This is a genomic window from Flavobacterium urocaniciphilum, assembly GCF_900110615.1.
Lineage (GTDB): Bacteria > Bacteroidota > Bacteroidia > Flavobacteriales > Flavobacteriaceae > Flavobacterium > Flavobacterium urocaniciphilum.
The window spans coordinates 60096-75262 of record NZ_FOEI01000005.1 but is presented as its reverse complement, the minus strand read 5'-3'; the positions used below and the strand labels follow the sequence as shown (position 1 = coordinate 75262).

16 protein-coding genes and 1 tRNA gene are annotated in these 15167 nt (G+C 27.5%); 15 read left to right on the top strand and 2 right to left on the bottom strand.

All coding sequences use genetic code 11. The annotated features are described in order from the left end of the window. The first annotated feature begins 69 nt into the window (after window positions 1–69). A complete protein-coding gene (locus tag BMY86_RS09650) occupies window positions 70–1023 on the top strand; it encodes a hypothetical protein (RefSeq protein WP_091468312.1) in 954 nt (317 codons plus the stop codon). Window positions 1024–1169: 146 nt separating this feature from the next. Here BMY86_RS09650 and smpB read toward each other — a convergent pair whose 3' ends face one another. After that, entirely contained in the window at window positions 1170–1628 is a 459-nt protein-coding gene (gene smpB / locus BMY86_RS09645; RefSeq protein WP_091468309.1) for an SsrA-binding protein SmpB, read from the bottom strand. A 125-nt stretch (window positions 1629–1753) separates the two neighbouring features. On the opposite strand from smpB, the gene BMY86_RS09640 reads away from it, so the two are divergent. From BMY86_RS09640 to BMY86_RS09625, 4 genes are all read left to right on the top strand, one after another. Beyond that, window positions 1754–2032, top strand: a complete 279-nt coding sequence (locus BMY86_RS09640; RefSeq protein WP_245745646.1) for a hypothetical protein — start codon at window positions 1754–1756, stop codon at window positions 2030–2032. Window positions 2033–2045: 13 nt separating this feature from the next. After that, on the top strand, window positions 2046–2681 hold the full coding sequence (locus tag BMY86_RS09635; protein WP_091468302.1) for a hypothetical protein: 636 nt from the start codon (window positions 2046–2048) through the stop codon (window positions 2679–2681). Between the two features lie 90 nt (window positions 2682–2771). Further along, on the top strand, window positions 2772–2918 hold the full coding sequence (locus BMY86_RS09630; RefSeq protein ID WP_091468298.1) for an SsrA-binding protein: 147 nt from the start codon (window positions 2772–2774) through the stop codon (window positions 2916–2918). Window positions 2919–2972: 54 nt separating this feature from the next. Then, a tRNA-Arg gene (locus BMY86_RS09625) sits at window positions 2973–3046 on the top strand. Window positions 3047–3179: 133 nt separating this feature from the next. Here the strand turns inward: BMY86_RS09625 and BMY86_RS09620 are convergent. Beyond that, entirely contained in the window at window positions 3180–3413 is a 234-nt protein-coding gene (locus BMY86_RS09620; RefSeq protein ID WP_091468295.1) for a helix-turn-helix domain-containing protein, read from the bottom strand. A gap of 81 nt (window positions 3414–3494) precedes the next feature. Here BMY86_RS09620 and BMY86_RS09615 point away from each other — a divergent pair, with 81 nt between their 5' ends. The 10 genes from BMY86_RS09615 to BMY86_RS13180 all read left to right on the top strand — a co-directional run bounded on the left by BMY86_RS09615 (window position 3495) and on the right by BMY86_RS13180 (window position 15164). After that, window positions 3495–4424: a hypothetical protein gene (locus BMY86_RS09615; protein ID WP_091468292.1), complete on the top strand. Its 930-nt coding sequence runs from the start codon at window positions 3495–3497 to the stop codon at window positions 4422–4424. A gap of 164 nt (window positions 4425–4588) precedes the next feature. After that, window positions 4589–5758, top strand: coding sequence for a site-specific integrase (locus tag BMY86_RS09610; RefSeq protein WP_091468289.1), 1170 nt, complete (start codon window positions 4589–4591; stop codon window positions 5756–5758). A gap of 3 nt (window positions 5759–5761) precedes the next feature. Further along, window positions 5762–6073, top strand: a complete 312-nt coding sequence (locus BMY86_RS09605) for a hypothetical protein (RefSeq protein WP_091468285.1) — start codon at window positions 5762–5764, stop codon at window positions 6071–6073. A gap of 51 nt (window positions 6074–6124) precedes the next feature. After that, window positions 6125–6586: a hypothetical protein gene (locus BMY86_RS09600; protein WP_091468282.1), complete on the top strand. Its 462-nt coding sequence runs from the start codon at window positions 6125–6127 to the stop codon at window positions 6584–6586. Then, the gene (locus tag BMY86_RS09595; RefSeq protein ID WP_177177161.1) at window positions 6583–7605 is read left to right on the top strand and encodes a hypothetical protein; all 1023 of its coding nucleotides are present in this window, start codon (window positions 6583–6585) and stop codon (window positions 7603–7605) included. The genes BMY86_RS09600 and BMY86_RS09595 overlap by 4 nt, the downstream gene beginning before the upstream one ends. A 420-nt stretch (window positions 7606–8025) precedes the next feature. Then, a complete protein-coding gene (locus BMY86_RS09590) occupies window positions 8026–8316 on the top strand; it encodes a helix-turn-helix transcriptional regulator (protein WP_091468277.1) in 291 nt (96 codons plus the stop codon). Between the two features lies 1 nt (window position 8317). Next, entirely contained in the window at window positions 8318–10657 is a 2340-nt protein-coding gene (locus tag BMY86_RS09585) for an N-6 DNA methylase (RefSeq protein ID WP_091468274.1), read from the top strand. Between the two features lie 128 nt (window positions 10658–10785). After that, on the top strand, window positions 10786–12033 hold the full coding sequence (locus tag BMY86_RS09580) for a restriction endonuclease subunit S (protein WP_177177160.1): 1248 nt from the start codon (window positions 10786–10788) through the stop codon (window positions 12031–12033). Then, a complete protein-coding gene (locus tag BMY86_RS09575; protein WP_091468266.1) occupies window positions 12033–13817 on the top strand; it encodes an ATP-dependent nuclease in 1785 nt (594 codons plus the stop codon). The genes BMY86_RS09580 and BMY86_RS09575 overlap by 1 nt, the downstream gene beginning before the upstream one ends. Then, the gene (locus BMY86_RS13180) at window positions 13818–15164 is read left to right on the top strand and encodes a restriction endonuclease FokI C-terminal domain-containing protein (RefSeq protein WP_245745644.1); all 1347 of its coding nucleotides are present in this window, start codon (window positions 13818–13820) and stop codon (window positions 15162–15164) included. Window positions 15165–15167: the final 3 nt, after the last annotated feature.

The window sequence follows — 15167 nt, the reverse complement described above, 5'->3', positions numbered from 1 at the left end:
AACAAAATTTTTAATTTTCATTTTTATTAAAATTATATTTTTGAACATCAAATTAATTAAAAACAAATTATGAACGCTAAATTATTACTACAAGGATTAGTTTTGGCAACTTCTTTAGTTGTATTGCCAGAAGTTTCATTTGCTCAAAACAATCGTATGCAGCAAATGTCTAATGTGAAAAACAATAGTTTTGAATTGCGTATTGATAAAGATATGACAGATGCGCAATTGAAACAAGACGAATCAGATGCTAAAAAATTCGATTTTGAAGTTTCTTTTTCTGGAGTGAAGCGTAATGATAAAAAAGAAATTACAGCTATTAAAATCGCTTATAAGGATAAAGATGGTAATTCTGGGAACTATAATGTGGGATCAGATAAACCGATAGCACCAATTTCATTAACCAAACAATTTGATGGTTCGGGTAAAGGAAATATCAATATCCAATCAGGTAAATCTAAAAATAATATGTTTGCAGGTTTTGGAGATGATTTTGGTCCAGGTGGATTTGAAATGTTATTTAATGATGAAAGGTTTCAAAATCTAGATCAAGACATGTTTAAAGGATTGTTAGATAAACAACAGTTTGCTTTTACAGATAAATTTGGAGATTTAGAGAAACTTAGAGAGTTTCAAGGTTTTGATGGAGATTCTTTAGGTGGGAATTTTAAAATGTTCCGTTTTAATGATGGAGAAATGCAAATGGATAATCCTGATATGAAATTGGAAGAAGAAACGGAAAAAGATGGAATGATTACTAAAAAGTATTCTGATGGAAAAGGAAATACCATGATTTTCTCTGAGAAAAAATGGAGTAGTGATGGTAAAATGGACGATTTAGACAAAATGAAAAGCGATTTAGGTGATCAAAAGAAAAAGATTATCATCGAGAAGAAAATAGAAAAAGAAAGCGCTAAATCGGACTTAGACAACTTAAAAAAGGAGTTAGAAAAAACAAAAGCAGATTTGGAAAAACTAAAAACAGATTTGCAAAAAGATAAAGGTACTAAAGGGAAAAAGTAATTTTTTGAGTTTCAAAGATTAAAGTTGCAAAGTTTCAAAGAATCAAAGCACATAACAAAAAGCCAGAATTTCAAACGAAATTCTGGCTTTTTTATATCTATAATTCAAAATTTAAAATTCGTAAATCCCAAATCTTAAATCGTAAATTATCTATATTCTTTTTTAATACGAGCTAAATCGCGCTTCGTATCATTTTCTTTCATTGTTTCACGTTTATCGTAATTTTTCTTACCACGACATAGCGCAATTTCAATTTTAGCTAAACCTTTTTCATTCGTATATAAACGTAACGGTACTATAGTTAAACCTTTATTATCCGAATCTTTATCTAGTTTTTTAAGCTCTTTTTTGTTCAAAAGTAATTTGCGTTCACTTTTTGCTTTATGATTATAATGTGTTCCAAAAGCATATTCTTCAATGGTTGCATTAATTAAAAACAACTCAGTGTGATCATTAAATTCGCAAAAACTTTCGGCAATAGAAGCTTTTCCTAAACGAATCGACTTTATTTCAGTTCCTGTTAAGACAATTCCGGCATCATATTTGTCTAATATTTCATAGTCAAAACGTGCGCGTTTATTTAATATGTTAATGTTCTTTTGCATGATACTGCAAAATTAGGTTTTATTTTTGAAAGAAAATATTTAATTTTATAAAATACATTTGCTCATATTTCTAAAAAAATGTAACTTTATAATACTTAACCAAACTAAAAATTAAATAAATTATTATGAGTGATTTCCAACTAATTGAAAAAGAAGAGGTTGCTTCTTTAAAATTTCCACATAAAGATGTTATGTCAGACAAAGACGATAAGATCCAAAGAAAGATTGATTTAGAACGTGCTTTAACATTGGGAAATTTAGAACATTTAAAAATTAAAATCTTTTTTGAAGATGATTCTTCTAAAAAAGTTACTGAAACTACTGTTTGGGGAATAACTGCAGATGAAGTTATCCTTAAAAGAGGGGTTATTATTCCAATAAATAGAATTCATAAAATAATTTAATAAAGCAGATACTATGAAAAAAGTCCTTTTATTATGTTTAGCATTGATGTTGTCATTTGGTGCTACAGCTCAAGAAACATCAGCTGGAGAAAAAAGAGCTAAGCTTGAAAAAGAAAAACAAGCTAAAATGGCTAAAGACAAAAAAGCAAAAGAGAAAAAAGAAGCTGAAGTAGCAAAAGCAAAAAAAGCTGAGGCAGACAAGAAACAAGCAACTAAAGATAAAGTAGCTAAAGAAAAAGCGGCAACTAAAGCTAAAGTAGCAAAAGAAAAAGAAAAAGAAACTAAAGCGGCTGCCGATAAAGTAAAAGCAGAAAAAGCTAAAACTGAGAAAAAGAAAGCAGATGCAAAAGCGAAAGCAGCTAAAGCAAAAGAAAATAGCGCTTCAGCAACTGGTACTGCTAAATCTACAGCAGGAAAAGCAGGAGCTGCTACTAATAAAGCAGAAGCAAAATCTAAAGTAACCAAAAAAACGCCAGCAGAAATTAAAGAAGATGTAAAAGAAACTGCAGCTTCTAAAGCAGCTGAAAAAAAAGTTACAGATAAAGTAACAGGAACATATAACGGTAAAAAAGTGTATACTGGTCCGAGAGGTGGAAGATATTACATTAATAAAAATGGTAATAAAACATATATCAGTGATGATAAATAATTAAAATAACACCTTTTTAACACAAATCCCATTTTGATTTAACCTCAAAATGGGATTTTTTTTAGTAGTTTTGCGCCAAACAAAAAAATAATGTTCAAAATTTTAGCAAAAATTAATAAAGTAATTTTTCCAAGTTATTCTAAGCAACGTCTTGATTTAGCGAAAGCTACAAAATTGCAAAAAGCAATAATTGCTTGGAGATATTATGTTACAATAAACGCGTTAGAAAAAAAATAAAAATTATTTTTTTAAATTTAGAATTTAGTTCTATATTTGCACTCACAAAAAACAGGCCTCGTGGCGCAACTGAATAGCGCACTTGATTACGGCTCAAGAGGTTACAGGTTTGAATCCTGTCGAGGTCACGACTTTTAAGAGTAAAAATCTCTTAACCCACATTAAAACCCGCTATTTGCGGGTTTTTTGTTGGACATTAATGGACTTTAAAGGACAATATTGGACAACTTTATTCCCCTAATTATTCCCCTTTGTAAATTTTCATAAATCTTTGAAGAATTCACCCAAAGAAATTTGGTGTATTTCTAATACCTTAATCAAAGTCTTTAATGTAATATTCTGACCTGATTCTATTCTCCAATATTGAACTCTATTTAGTTCGTTTTCAAAGGCAAATGTTTCATAACTCGTATAACCCCTTGATAATCTGAGTTCTTTAAGTTTTTGAGATATTTCCTTGATTTTTAAATCTATATTTCCATCTAAATTTTCCATAGAGCGGAAAATTGGAAATAAAGTCGCTTAAAATTTACCGCATATATTATACAAATTATTATCTTAGCTGAAATTTTTAGTATGGATAGAATATTTTTTTCAGCATTATTTGTAATATTATTTGTAAATAATACAATTGGACAAAAGGTTAGTAATAAAGTTGGAGATTCAATTTATGGAGATTTTAATGGGGATAAAAAATTTGAATATGCCTACAGAAAACTAATTAAAAAAGGATTTGGAAATCCTGTAGAAAATGGAAGCCCAAGCGAATATGAAATTAAGTTTAGTGATAAAAGTATAAAGCCTATTAATGTAGGTTGTTGTTGGTTTAAATTAATAAACGAGGGCGACCTAGATAATAATGGTTCTGATGAAATTTCTATAATACAATCTCCCGAAAATGGTTGTATTGGATATATTAAAACATATTCTATAAAAAACGATAAAAAGACGGATTTAATTAACTCATTCAGCATGTTTATTTGTGCTGAATTCACCGACGATGAACTACAAAAATTAATTGTACTTGAAAATAATATTGTTTACTACCACGAAGCTGACCCGAATGATGAAAATTTATTGAATGACAACGGGGATAAAATTATTTTTGAGCGATTAAAAAAGATAAAAGCTTTTGAAAATAAAACTAAAGTCAAAAAGACTAATGATGTTTTAAATAGCTTAAAATCTAATAAAGATAAAACTAGTTCAGAGAATGGAACTGGCAAAGGAATGGAAGAAAGTTCTTTAGGCAAGAGAAAAGCAATTGAAAAACCTACCCCAGAATATAATTGTAAAGAGCAAGGTAAAATAATTGTAGAGATTACTGTAGATAAAGATGGAAATGTAATTAAAGCTTATGCTGGTACTAAAGGAACTACTAATTTTTCTAAATGTTTATTACAAGCATCTAAAGAAGCTGCTTTAAAAACAAAATTTGAACCGCTATTAAATGAAAATATTAACCAATTAGGTTACTTAACTTATAATTTTTCTTTGAAAGAGTAAAACCCTCTTAACCCCTGTAAAATAAGCGACTTTGACTAGGTCGCTTTTTTTTTACCCAAAATCAAAATGTTAAAATTGGGAAATCGCCAAAAAAAAAATTGATTTCCGAGTATTATGTAAAGAAAGCAAGTTTGAATTATTAATTTTTTAAATTTTAAATACAAATGAAAAATTCGTTTTCGGTTAAAGCTATTTTAAGAAAAGAGCAACCAAGAAAAGATGGAACTGGAAGATGTCCTATTTACTTTCAGATTATTTATCGTAGTGGAAAAACTAAAACACCATCAGGAAAATTAATTCACCCTAGTTTATGGGATGAAAAGAAAAAATGCCCAAAAGATTCATTATTAAAAAATGTACTAATGAAAGAAGAAAGTAGAATCTACAAGATTCTTTTGGAAATGGAAAATAATGATGAAGAATTTACAAAGGAAACTATCTTGAAGAAAATTAAAGGAGATGATAAAATTAAAATCAACAACGACTTTTATTTTCATTTTGATGAAATTCTTAAAAATAAGTTTGCTATTGAACAATTAGCTATCGGTACACAAAGACATTATAAACAATTAAGAGATAGATTGAAATTGTTCAGACCAAGACTAACATTAGATGAAATTGATACAAAATTTTTTGATGATTTTATCTACTTCATAAAAATAGATTTAGAAACAGGTAATTCAGGAACTAATAACTATGCAAAGTATTTTAAAACTATCTTGAAAAAATTAGTTATTGATAAAAAAATAACAGAAAACCCGAGTATAAATTTTAAAAAATTATATGAAGAACCACGAATAAATTTTTTAAACCCAGAAGAATTAGAACAATTAAGAAATGCTGATTTAAAACTAGGGAACTTAACCAAAGGTCTTGAATATACTAGAGATTTGTTTTTGTTTAGTTGCTACACAGGATTGAGAGATTGTGATATTAAAGATTTGAAGAAAAAAGATATCATTGATAAAAAAGAAATTAAAAGGAGGCAAATTAAAACAAAAAAAGAGGTTTCTGTACCTTTCAATGATTACTGGTTAGAAATATTAAAAAAATATGATTTTGATAAAAAGAAAGACAATGATTTAGTATTTGAATTAAAAAGTAATGCAGTTCTAAATAGACATTTAAAAATCATTGGAAAAGTAGCTAAAATTAAAAATAAAATTAATTTCCATGATGGACGCCATACGTTTGGTTCTATTCTAGCTTTGAGAGGAATGCCAATTAACTATATAGCTAGTGCTATGGGACATCGAAGCATAAAGACTACTCAAATTTATATGAATACTGATAAAGATACTTTGAGCAAATTAATGAAAAATGTAAAATTTTAATCTATGGAAACTAAAATACAAATAAATCAAAAATTGATAAAAAGAAAGATTCTTGAATTGGCTAAAACAAAGAAAGAACTGAATATTGAAAAAGGTAAAAATATGGCTGAAATAGTCAAGGTAATGAAACCAAAATTACCAACCGATATTTTGGATCTTGATGACATAAAAGAACAATATGGATATTCTAAAAAAACTATTTATAGATACCGATGTAAAGGTCTAAAATATTCTAAAAGTTCAGAGAAAGGTTATGTGCATATTGTTAGAAAAGATTTAGAAGATTTTTTAAAAAAGGATATGTATGATGTGTAAAAAAGCAAATTAAAAAAATCGTAAATAGTATTAACTTGAAAAATAATAAATATGAAAATATATGATACCATCTTATGTTGTGAAAATTATAATCCAATCAAAAAAATAAAATGGATAAGAGATGTCTCATCTGACACTAAAAATTTAACATTTTTTAAAGCTGATTTGTACAATAGTGTTAGGAAGAGAAAAAAGTATTCATTAAGACTATGGACTATATACAATGAACTTGATAATTCTTGTGTCTTATTAATTATGGGCAAATTAAAGTTTTGGTTCCATCAAGAATATTTAGAAAATGAATTAACAGATGAAGAATATGAAGAGTGTTTGAAATTATTACATACAGAACTTGATTTGATTTTTACTCCAAGAAAAAGAAGACTTTTTAAATCAAAACATATGCTTTTATATCATAAAAATGATGAGTATAGATATCGTATTTGTATGGATTATCATAGTTATGAAAAATTAAATAGACTTGAAAAACACTTAAAGGAAACATGGATATGATAGATAAAATTAAATTAATGGCTGAAAATTTTAATCCCGACTTCATTAAGGAAAATTTTAGATGGAGAGAGATTGAAATTGACGATGAAGAGTTTACAGAACTTGATTTTGAATTAAATAGATATTTACAAACTAATATAACTAAAAAATCAAAGATGTTTAGTTTAAGAATGCTATTGACTGAAAATTTAAGAACTGGTACTTATTCATTATCAATAAACGGAAGTATTAGAAAATGGTATTTTGATAAAAATTCCCGAAAAGACTTAAACTATTACGAATTTATTGATTGTATAGAAATACTGGGTTGTAAACTTGGTTTAAAAAAAGGTGAAATCTGGAGAATGTTTAAAGTTACCCAATTGGAAATTGGAATTACTTTATTATTAAAATCATTTACTAATGACATACTAGATTGTTTTGTAAAATATAGAAATGCTAAAAGAGATGATAAAAATGTAACCAGTGTTTACTTTAGATTTACTAATTACGATTTGTTAATTTATGATAAATATCTTGAAATTTTAGGCAAAAAAGAGTTGACCAAAACGGATAAAAGAATTATCAGTAAATATCTAATGCTAAGATTTGAAATAGACATTAATAAAGTTAGTATTCCTATTTTTAAAATGAAATATCACAAATTAAGTTCATTAAAATCGAATTGGAATGAATTACCAAATGAACTTTATAAATATCTGAATGCAATTAAATTTGTCGATACTATTTCAAAGAAAGAAGTAATCAATGAAAATAATAAACCGAAAATCTCTAAAAATGATTTTATAAATTGGAGTTTTTATTCTTATATGAAAATTACTGGAATACATAAGACAATAATGGACTTTAATGAAATGGTTTTGCCAAATAATAAATCTAAACATTTTAATGACATAATGAATATATACAAATCGCATATTATCAGTGAAAGAGATTACAAGGCTATTATTTTATATGAATTAAAGAAGAAAACAGACAGGTTATATAATAAGGGTAACTTTCGATATATAAATACCTAATGTAAATATAACAAGGTATATAATAAATAAAATACCCTTTTAGAGCCAAACGAAATTGAAAAATAAGCCAAAGCGATTATAAGATAACAAGGACATAATAAATTAACTGCCGATTTGTTTTTAATTTGTTTTGATTTTGGTCTTTTTATTTGATTCTATGATTTAATTAAATAAAAAACCAATTCTATTTTTTAAAAAAATAATAATTGGTTAAAATGATTAAAAAGAGTTATTTGATATATGAGAAAACAAATCGTTTTTTAATTCATAGATATAAAATTAATTTTAGTTCAGCCCCATTAGATTAAACATCTTTTGGGGCTTTTCATTTTAAGTTTTTATTGAATTATACTAAACGCCCTACTATATCTTGTATTAATGGAATTGTTTAACGATATTTGACAAGTCAAATTTTGTACTATGTCAAATCAGTTTGGTAATAAAGTAAAAGAACTTCGTGTAAAAAATAATTTATTTCAGAAGCATTTAGCTAATGCTCTAAATATTGACACTCCCTTGTATAGTAAAATTGAAAGAGGAGAACGAAAGGCTAAAAAAGAACAAATCCCCATTCTTGCTAAAATCTTAAAAACTAGTATTGATGAATTAACAACAGTTTGGTTAGCCGATCAGGTACTTAATTTAGTAAAAGATCAAGCGAATGTAGAAAAAGTATTAAAATCGATTTCAAATACAATCAAGAAAAAATAAAATGGCATTAGAACTTCAAATAAACGGGAATAAAATATTTGCTCCTTTAAAAGGAAAAGAATTAATTAAAACTCCTGAAGAGGAAATAAGACAAAAGTATATTGTCAAATTAGTTAATACTTATGGTTATGAATTAGAACAAATGGCACAAGAAGTAAAATTAACTGGTGCTAAAAGAGGTACAGGTAGAGCAAGTGCTGATATTGTGATATGGAGAAGTAAAGCTGATAAAAAGAATAGTAAAAACCCAATAATAGTTGTAGAATGTAAAGCTGAATATATAGAAATTAAGAGCGAAGATTATTATCAAGGTCAAAACTATGCTCGTTTCGCTAACGCCCCTTTCTTTGTTACTACTAATGAAAAAGAAACCAAAATTTTTAAAGTAAATCTTGATGTAACGCCAAAAACTTTAAGTGAAGAAATTTTAGATATACCTTTTGCAAAAGATGCTAATAATGATGATAAAATAAAAAAATTATTAGAACAAACCAAAGCTTTTGAAAGAGATGAATTTTCAAAATTGCTGTTTCAATGTCATAATGTAATTAGAAATAATGATAAACTTTCGCCAGAAGCTGCATTTGATGAGATAAGTAAAATTTTATTCATGAAAATTAGGTATGAAAGAAATCCTGATGAAGAAAATATTTTTACTCTAAAACAATTTGAAAAACAAGAAGCTAATTACGAAAAAAATATTAGACCTGTTAATATTAAACGAAATGGTCCTAAGGATGATATTCCATATATGGATTACTGGTTTGAATTAACAAAAGACGAATTTGAAGAGGATGAACTTTTCGATAAAAATGAAAAAATAAAAATTAAAGAAGCATCTTTTAAGGAAATTGTAAAAAAATTACAGAAATACAATTTGTCTACTACAAGTGATGATGTAAAAGGAATAGCTTTTGAACAATTTTTAGGTGGTACTTTTAGAGGTGAATTAGGACAATTTTTTACACCTAGAACTGTTGTTGATTTTATAGTTGATGTATTAGACCCTCAGGAAGATGAGATTATTTGTGACCCTTGTTGCGGTTCGGGTGGTTTTTTAATTAAAGCATTTGAATATGTTAGGGATAAAATAGAACAGGATATTAAAAAAGAAAAGGAAAAAGTGAATAAAGCTTTTGACGAAATAGCCGAAAATGCAACTGAGAAAGAGCAAGAAAAATTAAAGGAAATTTCAAACGAAATTATTCATAAACTAGGCTACGAAACACAAATTCGTAAAAGTACTGAACAGGAACAAGCAAGAGAAAATAATAAATTCATTTCACGACTTGAAAAACTTTCTGCTACTTGCATTTTTGGTACGGATGCTAATCCTAGAATGGCTAGAACAGCCAAAATGAATATGATTATGCACGGTGATGGACATGGTGGTGTACATCACAGAGATGGCTTATTAAATATTAATGGAATTTTTGAAAACCGTTTCGATGTTATTTTAACGAATCCCCCTTTTGGCGCGAGAGTTGAAAAATCTTTACTTATAACTAAAGCGGATCAACTGATTGATGAAAATAGAATAGCAAAATATAAAAAAATGTATGGAGAAGAAGTCTATTCAAAAGCTATGCAACAATTAGAATTTGATGAAGAATTATCGAAAGGAAAGCCTGTATTAGATACCCTCCATATTGGTAGAAAAGGTATGAGTGGTTTAACTGAAGTACTATTTATAGAAAGATGTATCAATTTGTTGAAACCTGGAGGTAGATTAGGAATTGTATTACCTGAAGGTGTATTGAACACACAGAATTTAGGTAAAGTAAGACAGTATTTTGAAAGCACCTCTAAAATTATATTGATTACTTCCATACCGCAAGATGTATTTATGAAAAGTGGAGCTACCGTAAAATCAAGCTTGGTTTTCCTTAAAAAATTTACAAACGAAGAAGCTAATATGTGGAAAAAATATTCCAAAGAAGCCACATCAAAAGTAAAATCAAAATATCAGACTGAATTAAATGAAATAGAAAGTAAATTGACATTAAGAGGTAATAATTCACCTGATGCCGAAATTAAAAAAGAACTGAGAGCTAAAAAGAAAAAAATTGAAGATGCAATGGAAGTAGAGATACGAACTATTGTAAAAGAAAAGTTTGATTATGACATTCCTATAGCAACTGTTGAAAAAGCAGGGATAAGTAGCACAGGAGCAGTTACCGATAATGAGTTGAATGATATACTTAAACAATATACACCTTATCGAATCTCAAACAATCTTTGGAAAGAGATAAAACCAGTTTTTGAGTATAAATGGAACAGTAAAACAGGGAAAATAGAACGTATTAAAAACCAAAACGAAACCGTAACAATTGAATTTTAATGACAGCTACAATGCCCAATATTGAATTTGTACAATTCTCCAAGTTATACAATTGGAGTGTACAATATTTATCAGAAGACACCTTTTCATACAACCAAGATTTTCCATTAGTTGCAATTGGTACTTTTTTGAAAAGAAATAAAAGAACCATCGAAATAAAGAATGGTGCAAAATATAAAAGGGTTACTATTAAAACCAACAATGGAGGTGTATTTCTTAGAGATATTGAAGTAGGCGAAAAAATTGGTACAAAAAATCAATTTACAATAAAAGAGGGTCAGTTTTTAGTTTCTAAAATTGATGCCCGAAATGGTGCATTTGGTGTAGTAACCAATGAAGTGGATGAAGCAATAATTACAGGTAACTTTTGGGCTTTTGATGTGGATTATTCCTTAATCAATCCTCATTATTTAGCACTAATTACAACTACTCCAGAGTTTATTAAGTTTTGCGAAAACAGCAGTACAGGTACAACTAATAGACATTATTTACAAGAAGATTTGTTTTTGGCTGTAGAAATTCCTTTACCACCATTAGATGATAAAGATGCTGAAAAAAGAAACTTACCCAACGCTGTGACTCAAAAAAAGTTAGTTGAAGAATATAATCATAAAATAGCCGAAGCAGAAGCAGCAAAAATCAAAGCAAAAGAGAAAGAGTCTGAGATTGAGAAATATTTAATGGGAGAATTAGGCATTGGTAAATCCAATATTGGTAGCAAAAAACAAGGTTTGCATTTTACTAAATTCAAAGATTTATATAGATGGGATGCAGAATATATTTTAAATGAAAAAGTTACTTTAAATAGTCAATATCCACTTGTTGAATATAGTAACCTTTTTACAAATCTTTACAATGGTATACCTGCCAGAAATTATGCATCAAAAGGTATTAGGTTTTTAAAAGTAGCTGATATTAAACATAATTACATTGATGATTCTAATACTAAATTTATTAACTCTTATAGAAGTAATGACTTAATAAATGAAAACACTTTATTAATCACAAGGAAAGGTACGGTTGGCAACTCAATTTTTATTAAAGAAAATAAAAAATATTGTGCTTCATCAGAAGTATTTATAATAAGGCTTGATAGTACAGTTGTAGATGGAGAGTATCTAAGTGAAATTAATCTTTCAGACTTTGTAAAACAACAGTACGTTGAAAAAAATACAGGTACTATAATGCCATCAATTTCACAAAATAAATTATTAGAAATAAAAATCCCACTACCAAATAGTCTTGAAAAACAAAAACAAATTGTCAATTACATAAAAGAAATTAGAAAAGCTGTTTTTGATTTAAATAAAAGGTGCATTGAATTGCAAGAAAATGCCTTACTTGATTTTGAATACCAAATTTTTAAACGCAATTAATGAAAATACATAGTTTACAAATTCAAGGTTATAAAAACCTAAAAGATAAAACCAAAGCCAGTTTTGATTTCTCAAAATGCACCAATTATGTTGCCCTTATCGGCTTAAACGGCAGTGGAAAAAGCAATGTGTTAGAAGCTATCAGTATTATATTTTCTAACCTATATCAAAAAACATCTACTCCATTTCAATATGAAATTGTTTATGAATTAAATGGAGATATAATTAAGGTAGAAAATGATGTAATGACAGTTAAAAAAAGAATAAAAAGAGAAAATCATTTTCAATATTTACCATCTAATGTCATTACATCTTATAGTGGTGAGGAATTAAGGATGTGGGAGGAAATATATTTTTCTTCTTATTCAGCATTTTTTAGGGATATTAAATCATCTACAGAATCCGCACCCGAAATGCTATACATTAATAAATATGTTTGGGATTATGCATTAATAGCACTTTTGTCTTCTGATAAACCACAAGTAAAATCCTTTATAAAAGAAGTATTAAAAATTGATCCAGATAAAGTAACGATTTCATTTAATTTTAAGGATGATAATATAAAAACTTATCCTAAAAACAAAGCAATCTTATTTATTGAAGAATTGATAAAACTTCAATTAGATTCAAATGGAAAATTAGTTTTAAACCAAATAAACTCTATCAACCCAGATGCACTAGACAATAAAGCTTTAGTAAGACGATTGTTTTATAATCTTTTTATTGCAGGAATGCCTGTAAAAAATGAAAAAGCTAAAATTTATACAGAAAAAATTATTCTTAAATCCAATGTTAGTTTTAATGGAATTGATGTTGCAAAATTAAGTGAAGGTGAAAAAAAATTAATACTGATAAACTGTATTTTACATTTATTAGCTGATGAGCAAACATTAATTCTTTTAGATGAACCTGATTCACATATCCATATTGAACGGAAAAAAGAAATAATTGAAATTATAAATCAGCCCAATCATTTTACCATTTTTACAACTCATTCCCCTAAAATATTGCATTCTATAAAAGATGAAAATGTTCGAATAATTAAGACTAATGAAACCAAAGGTTTAGAAGCAATCTATTTAGCAAAAATGGAAGCATTAGAAAATTTAACAAATGGTGAGTTTACAATAATGTCAGCAACTATAGCAATAAGTTCTAAAAAACCACTTTTGTTAGTTGAAGGTAAGGGTGATGTTACCTATATAAAAACAGCAATAAATGCTTTAACTCAAAAAGGAGAATTAGACATTGATATTTTGCCATATGGTGGTGCTGGAAATGTTAAAGAGTTTATTGATGAATTAATAAAATGTTTACCATATGATAAAAAAGTTATTATATTGTTTGATAGAGATGAAGCAGGTTTAGGTTCTGAAAAAGGAGGGATGAAATCTTGTATAAAGTTTACTGGAGGTCGGACAGATAATAGAACATATGTAAAAGACAATTTAATTTTATTAATGCTACCAAAAACTGATGCACACATTGAAACAGACTTTTTAATCGAAGATTACTTTTCTATTGATAAAAAAAATGAGGTTGCTAAAAATTACATTGAAAGTGTTAGTGGGACATTCAAAAGTTTTCCTAAAGATTTGAGACAAATTATTAAAGATGAATTAGCTAAGCATTTAGAATCATACACTAAAGAAGATTTAAAAGGTTTTCGGGTTTTAATTGAAAAACTTAAAAGTATAATTGATGGAACTGAGGTTTTACACAAAGAAGAAGTAACAACTAAAATTTCAAAACAAAAAAAAGATTTAAAATTAAAAAATGAATAAATGGTAGTTGAAGATAAAATTCATCAAATTCATAAAATCTGGGATAATTACATTCAAACTAATCGTACTGTTTTAGACACTAAAGGTAATGAGTTAGTTAATATTGATGATGCAAGACGATTAGCTATTGTAGAACTCAAAAAATTTATCAAGGATTTTCAAAATGGTAATTCTAATATTTATGAGTTTAAAACAAATGTAGATAGCTATAATAAAAGAAATAATCTTTGGGGTTTTACAGCTACGAAAGGGCAAATGTTTTTTAATCAGTTAGTAAAAAATAACGAATCGAATATTGAAAGTTTGACAGCTCTTTTGAAAGAATGTATTTCTATTCCAAAGACTTTAGAGAATGCATTGTCTAAAATAGAAGTATTAGAAAAACATTGCTCTTTAATTTACAACAAAGCGAAAGATAAAAGAAAGGTTCCAAATCCAGGTTCTGTATCGTATTTTCTATCCTATTTTTGGCAAATACAAGATGAAAGTAAATACCCAATTCTTTACACTTCTTTAATTAATGCATATATAGAATTAGGACTTTGGAAAGAAACTGAAAACCAAGTTGAAGCCTACCGATATTTTTATGCTTTAAATGAGGAAATAAAAGATGTTCTAAAAGCTTACACAGGTAAAGAAAAATCGAATTGGGATGCCGAACACGCTTTTTGGAATTTTAAAGGAAATCCAAACAAAACTATTTCTACACCAACTAAAAAGGAAAACAAACCTATTGTGGAGGTAGAGTTAGAAAAAGAAAAAATAATCGCTGTAAATGCCTCTTTCGAGCTGTCAGATTATTTAATACCTAAAGTGTCTAAACTAATTGAATTAGGAAGCGAAACTGATAAATCAGCATCTTCTAAAGGAAGTGCTTACGAAAAGTTGGTTGCTGAAATATTTAAACAATTGGATTTTGAAGTAGAAACTCTAGGGCAAGGAAGTGGTAGAAATCCTGATGCAATTTTAAGACATAGAGAAGAAAATACGGCTTTTCTTGTAGATGCCAAAGCCTACTCTAATGGCTACAGTTTAGGAATTGATGATAGAGCTATAAAAGAATATATTAACCATTATTGTCCAAAACTACAAAAAGAGGGTTATAAAAAAATTGGATTTATAATAGTTAGTAATTCGTTCAAATCTAACTTTGATAGTTTTATTAATGAAATTACTTGGAACACGGATATAAAAAGATTTATTCTTTTATCATCAGAAGCCTTATTATATTTATTAGCTTTCAAAACAAAAGATAGAATTCCACCAGCTACAATTATTGAAACTTTAGTAAGCCTTGGAAATCCAATAGAAGCTAAAAATATTATTGAAGAGTTTGATGATGTGTAATTA

What these genes read in the sequence shown, in the direction of transcription:
- BMY86_RS09650 (WP_091468312.1), top strand. Translation starts at nt 70, where the DNA reads ATGAACGCTAAATTATTACTACAAGGATTAGTTTTGGCAACTTCTTTA.
- smpB (WP_091468309.1), bottom strand. Translation starts at nt 1,628, where the DNA reads ATGCAAAAGAACATTAACATATTAAATAAACGCGCACGTTTTGACTAT.
- BMY86_RS09640 (WP_245745646.1), top strand. Translation starts at nt 1,754, where the DNA reads ATGAGTGATTTCCAACTAATTGAAAAAGAAGAGGTTGCTTCTTTAAAA.
- BMY86_RS09635 (WP_091468302.1), top strand. Translation starts at nt 2,046, where the DNA reads ATGAAAAAAGTCCTTTTATTATGTTTAGCATTGATGTTGTCATTTGGT.
- BMY86_RS09630 (WP_091468298.1), top strand. Translation starts at nt 2,772, where the DNA reads ATGTTCAAAATTTTAGCAAAAATTAATAAAGTAATTTTTCCAAGTTAT.
- BMY86_RS09620 (WP_091468295.1), bottom strand. Translation starts at nt 3,413, where the DNA reads ATGGAAAATTTAGATGGAAATATAGATTTAAAAATCAAGGAAATATCT.
- BMY86_RS09615 (WP_091468292.1), top strand. Translation starts at nt 3,495, where the DNA reads ATGGATAGAATATTTTTTTCAGCATTATTTGTAATATTATTTGTAAAT.
- BMY86_RS09610 (WP_091468289.1), top strand. Translation starts at nt 4,589, where the DNA reads ATGAAAAATTCGTTTTCGGTTAAAGCTATTTTAAGAAAAGAGCAACCA.
- BMY86_RS09605 (WP_091468285.1), top strand. Translation starts at nt 5,762, where the DNA reads ATGGAAACTAAAATACAAATAAATCAAAAATTGATAAAAAGAAAGATT.
- BMY86_RS09600 (WP_091468282.1), top strand. Translation starts at nt 6,125, where the DNA reads ATGAAAATATATGATACCATCTTATGTTGTGAAAATTATAATCCAATC.
- BMY86_RS09595 (WP_177177161.1), top strand. Translation starts at nt 6,583, where the DNA reads ATGATAGATAAAATTAAATTAATGGCTGAAAATTTTAATCCCGACTTC.
- BMY86_RS09590 (WP_091468277.1), top strand. Translation starts at nt 8,026, where the DNA reads ATGTCAAATCAGTTTGGTAATAAAGTAAAAGAACTTCGTGTAAAAAAT.
- BMY86_RS09585 (WP_091468274.1), top strand. Translation starts at nt 8,318, where the DNA reads ATGGCATTAGAACTTCAAATAAACGGGAATAAAATATTTGCTCCTTTA.
- BMY86_RS09575 (WP_091468266.1), top strand. Translation starts at nt 12,033, where the DNA reads ATGAAAATACATAGTTTACAAATTCAAGGTTATAAAAACCTAAAAGAT.
- BMY86_RS13180 (WP_245745644.1), top strand. Translation starts at nt 13,818, where the DNA reads ATGGTAGTTGAAGATAAAATTCATCAAATTCATAAAATCTGGGATAAT.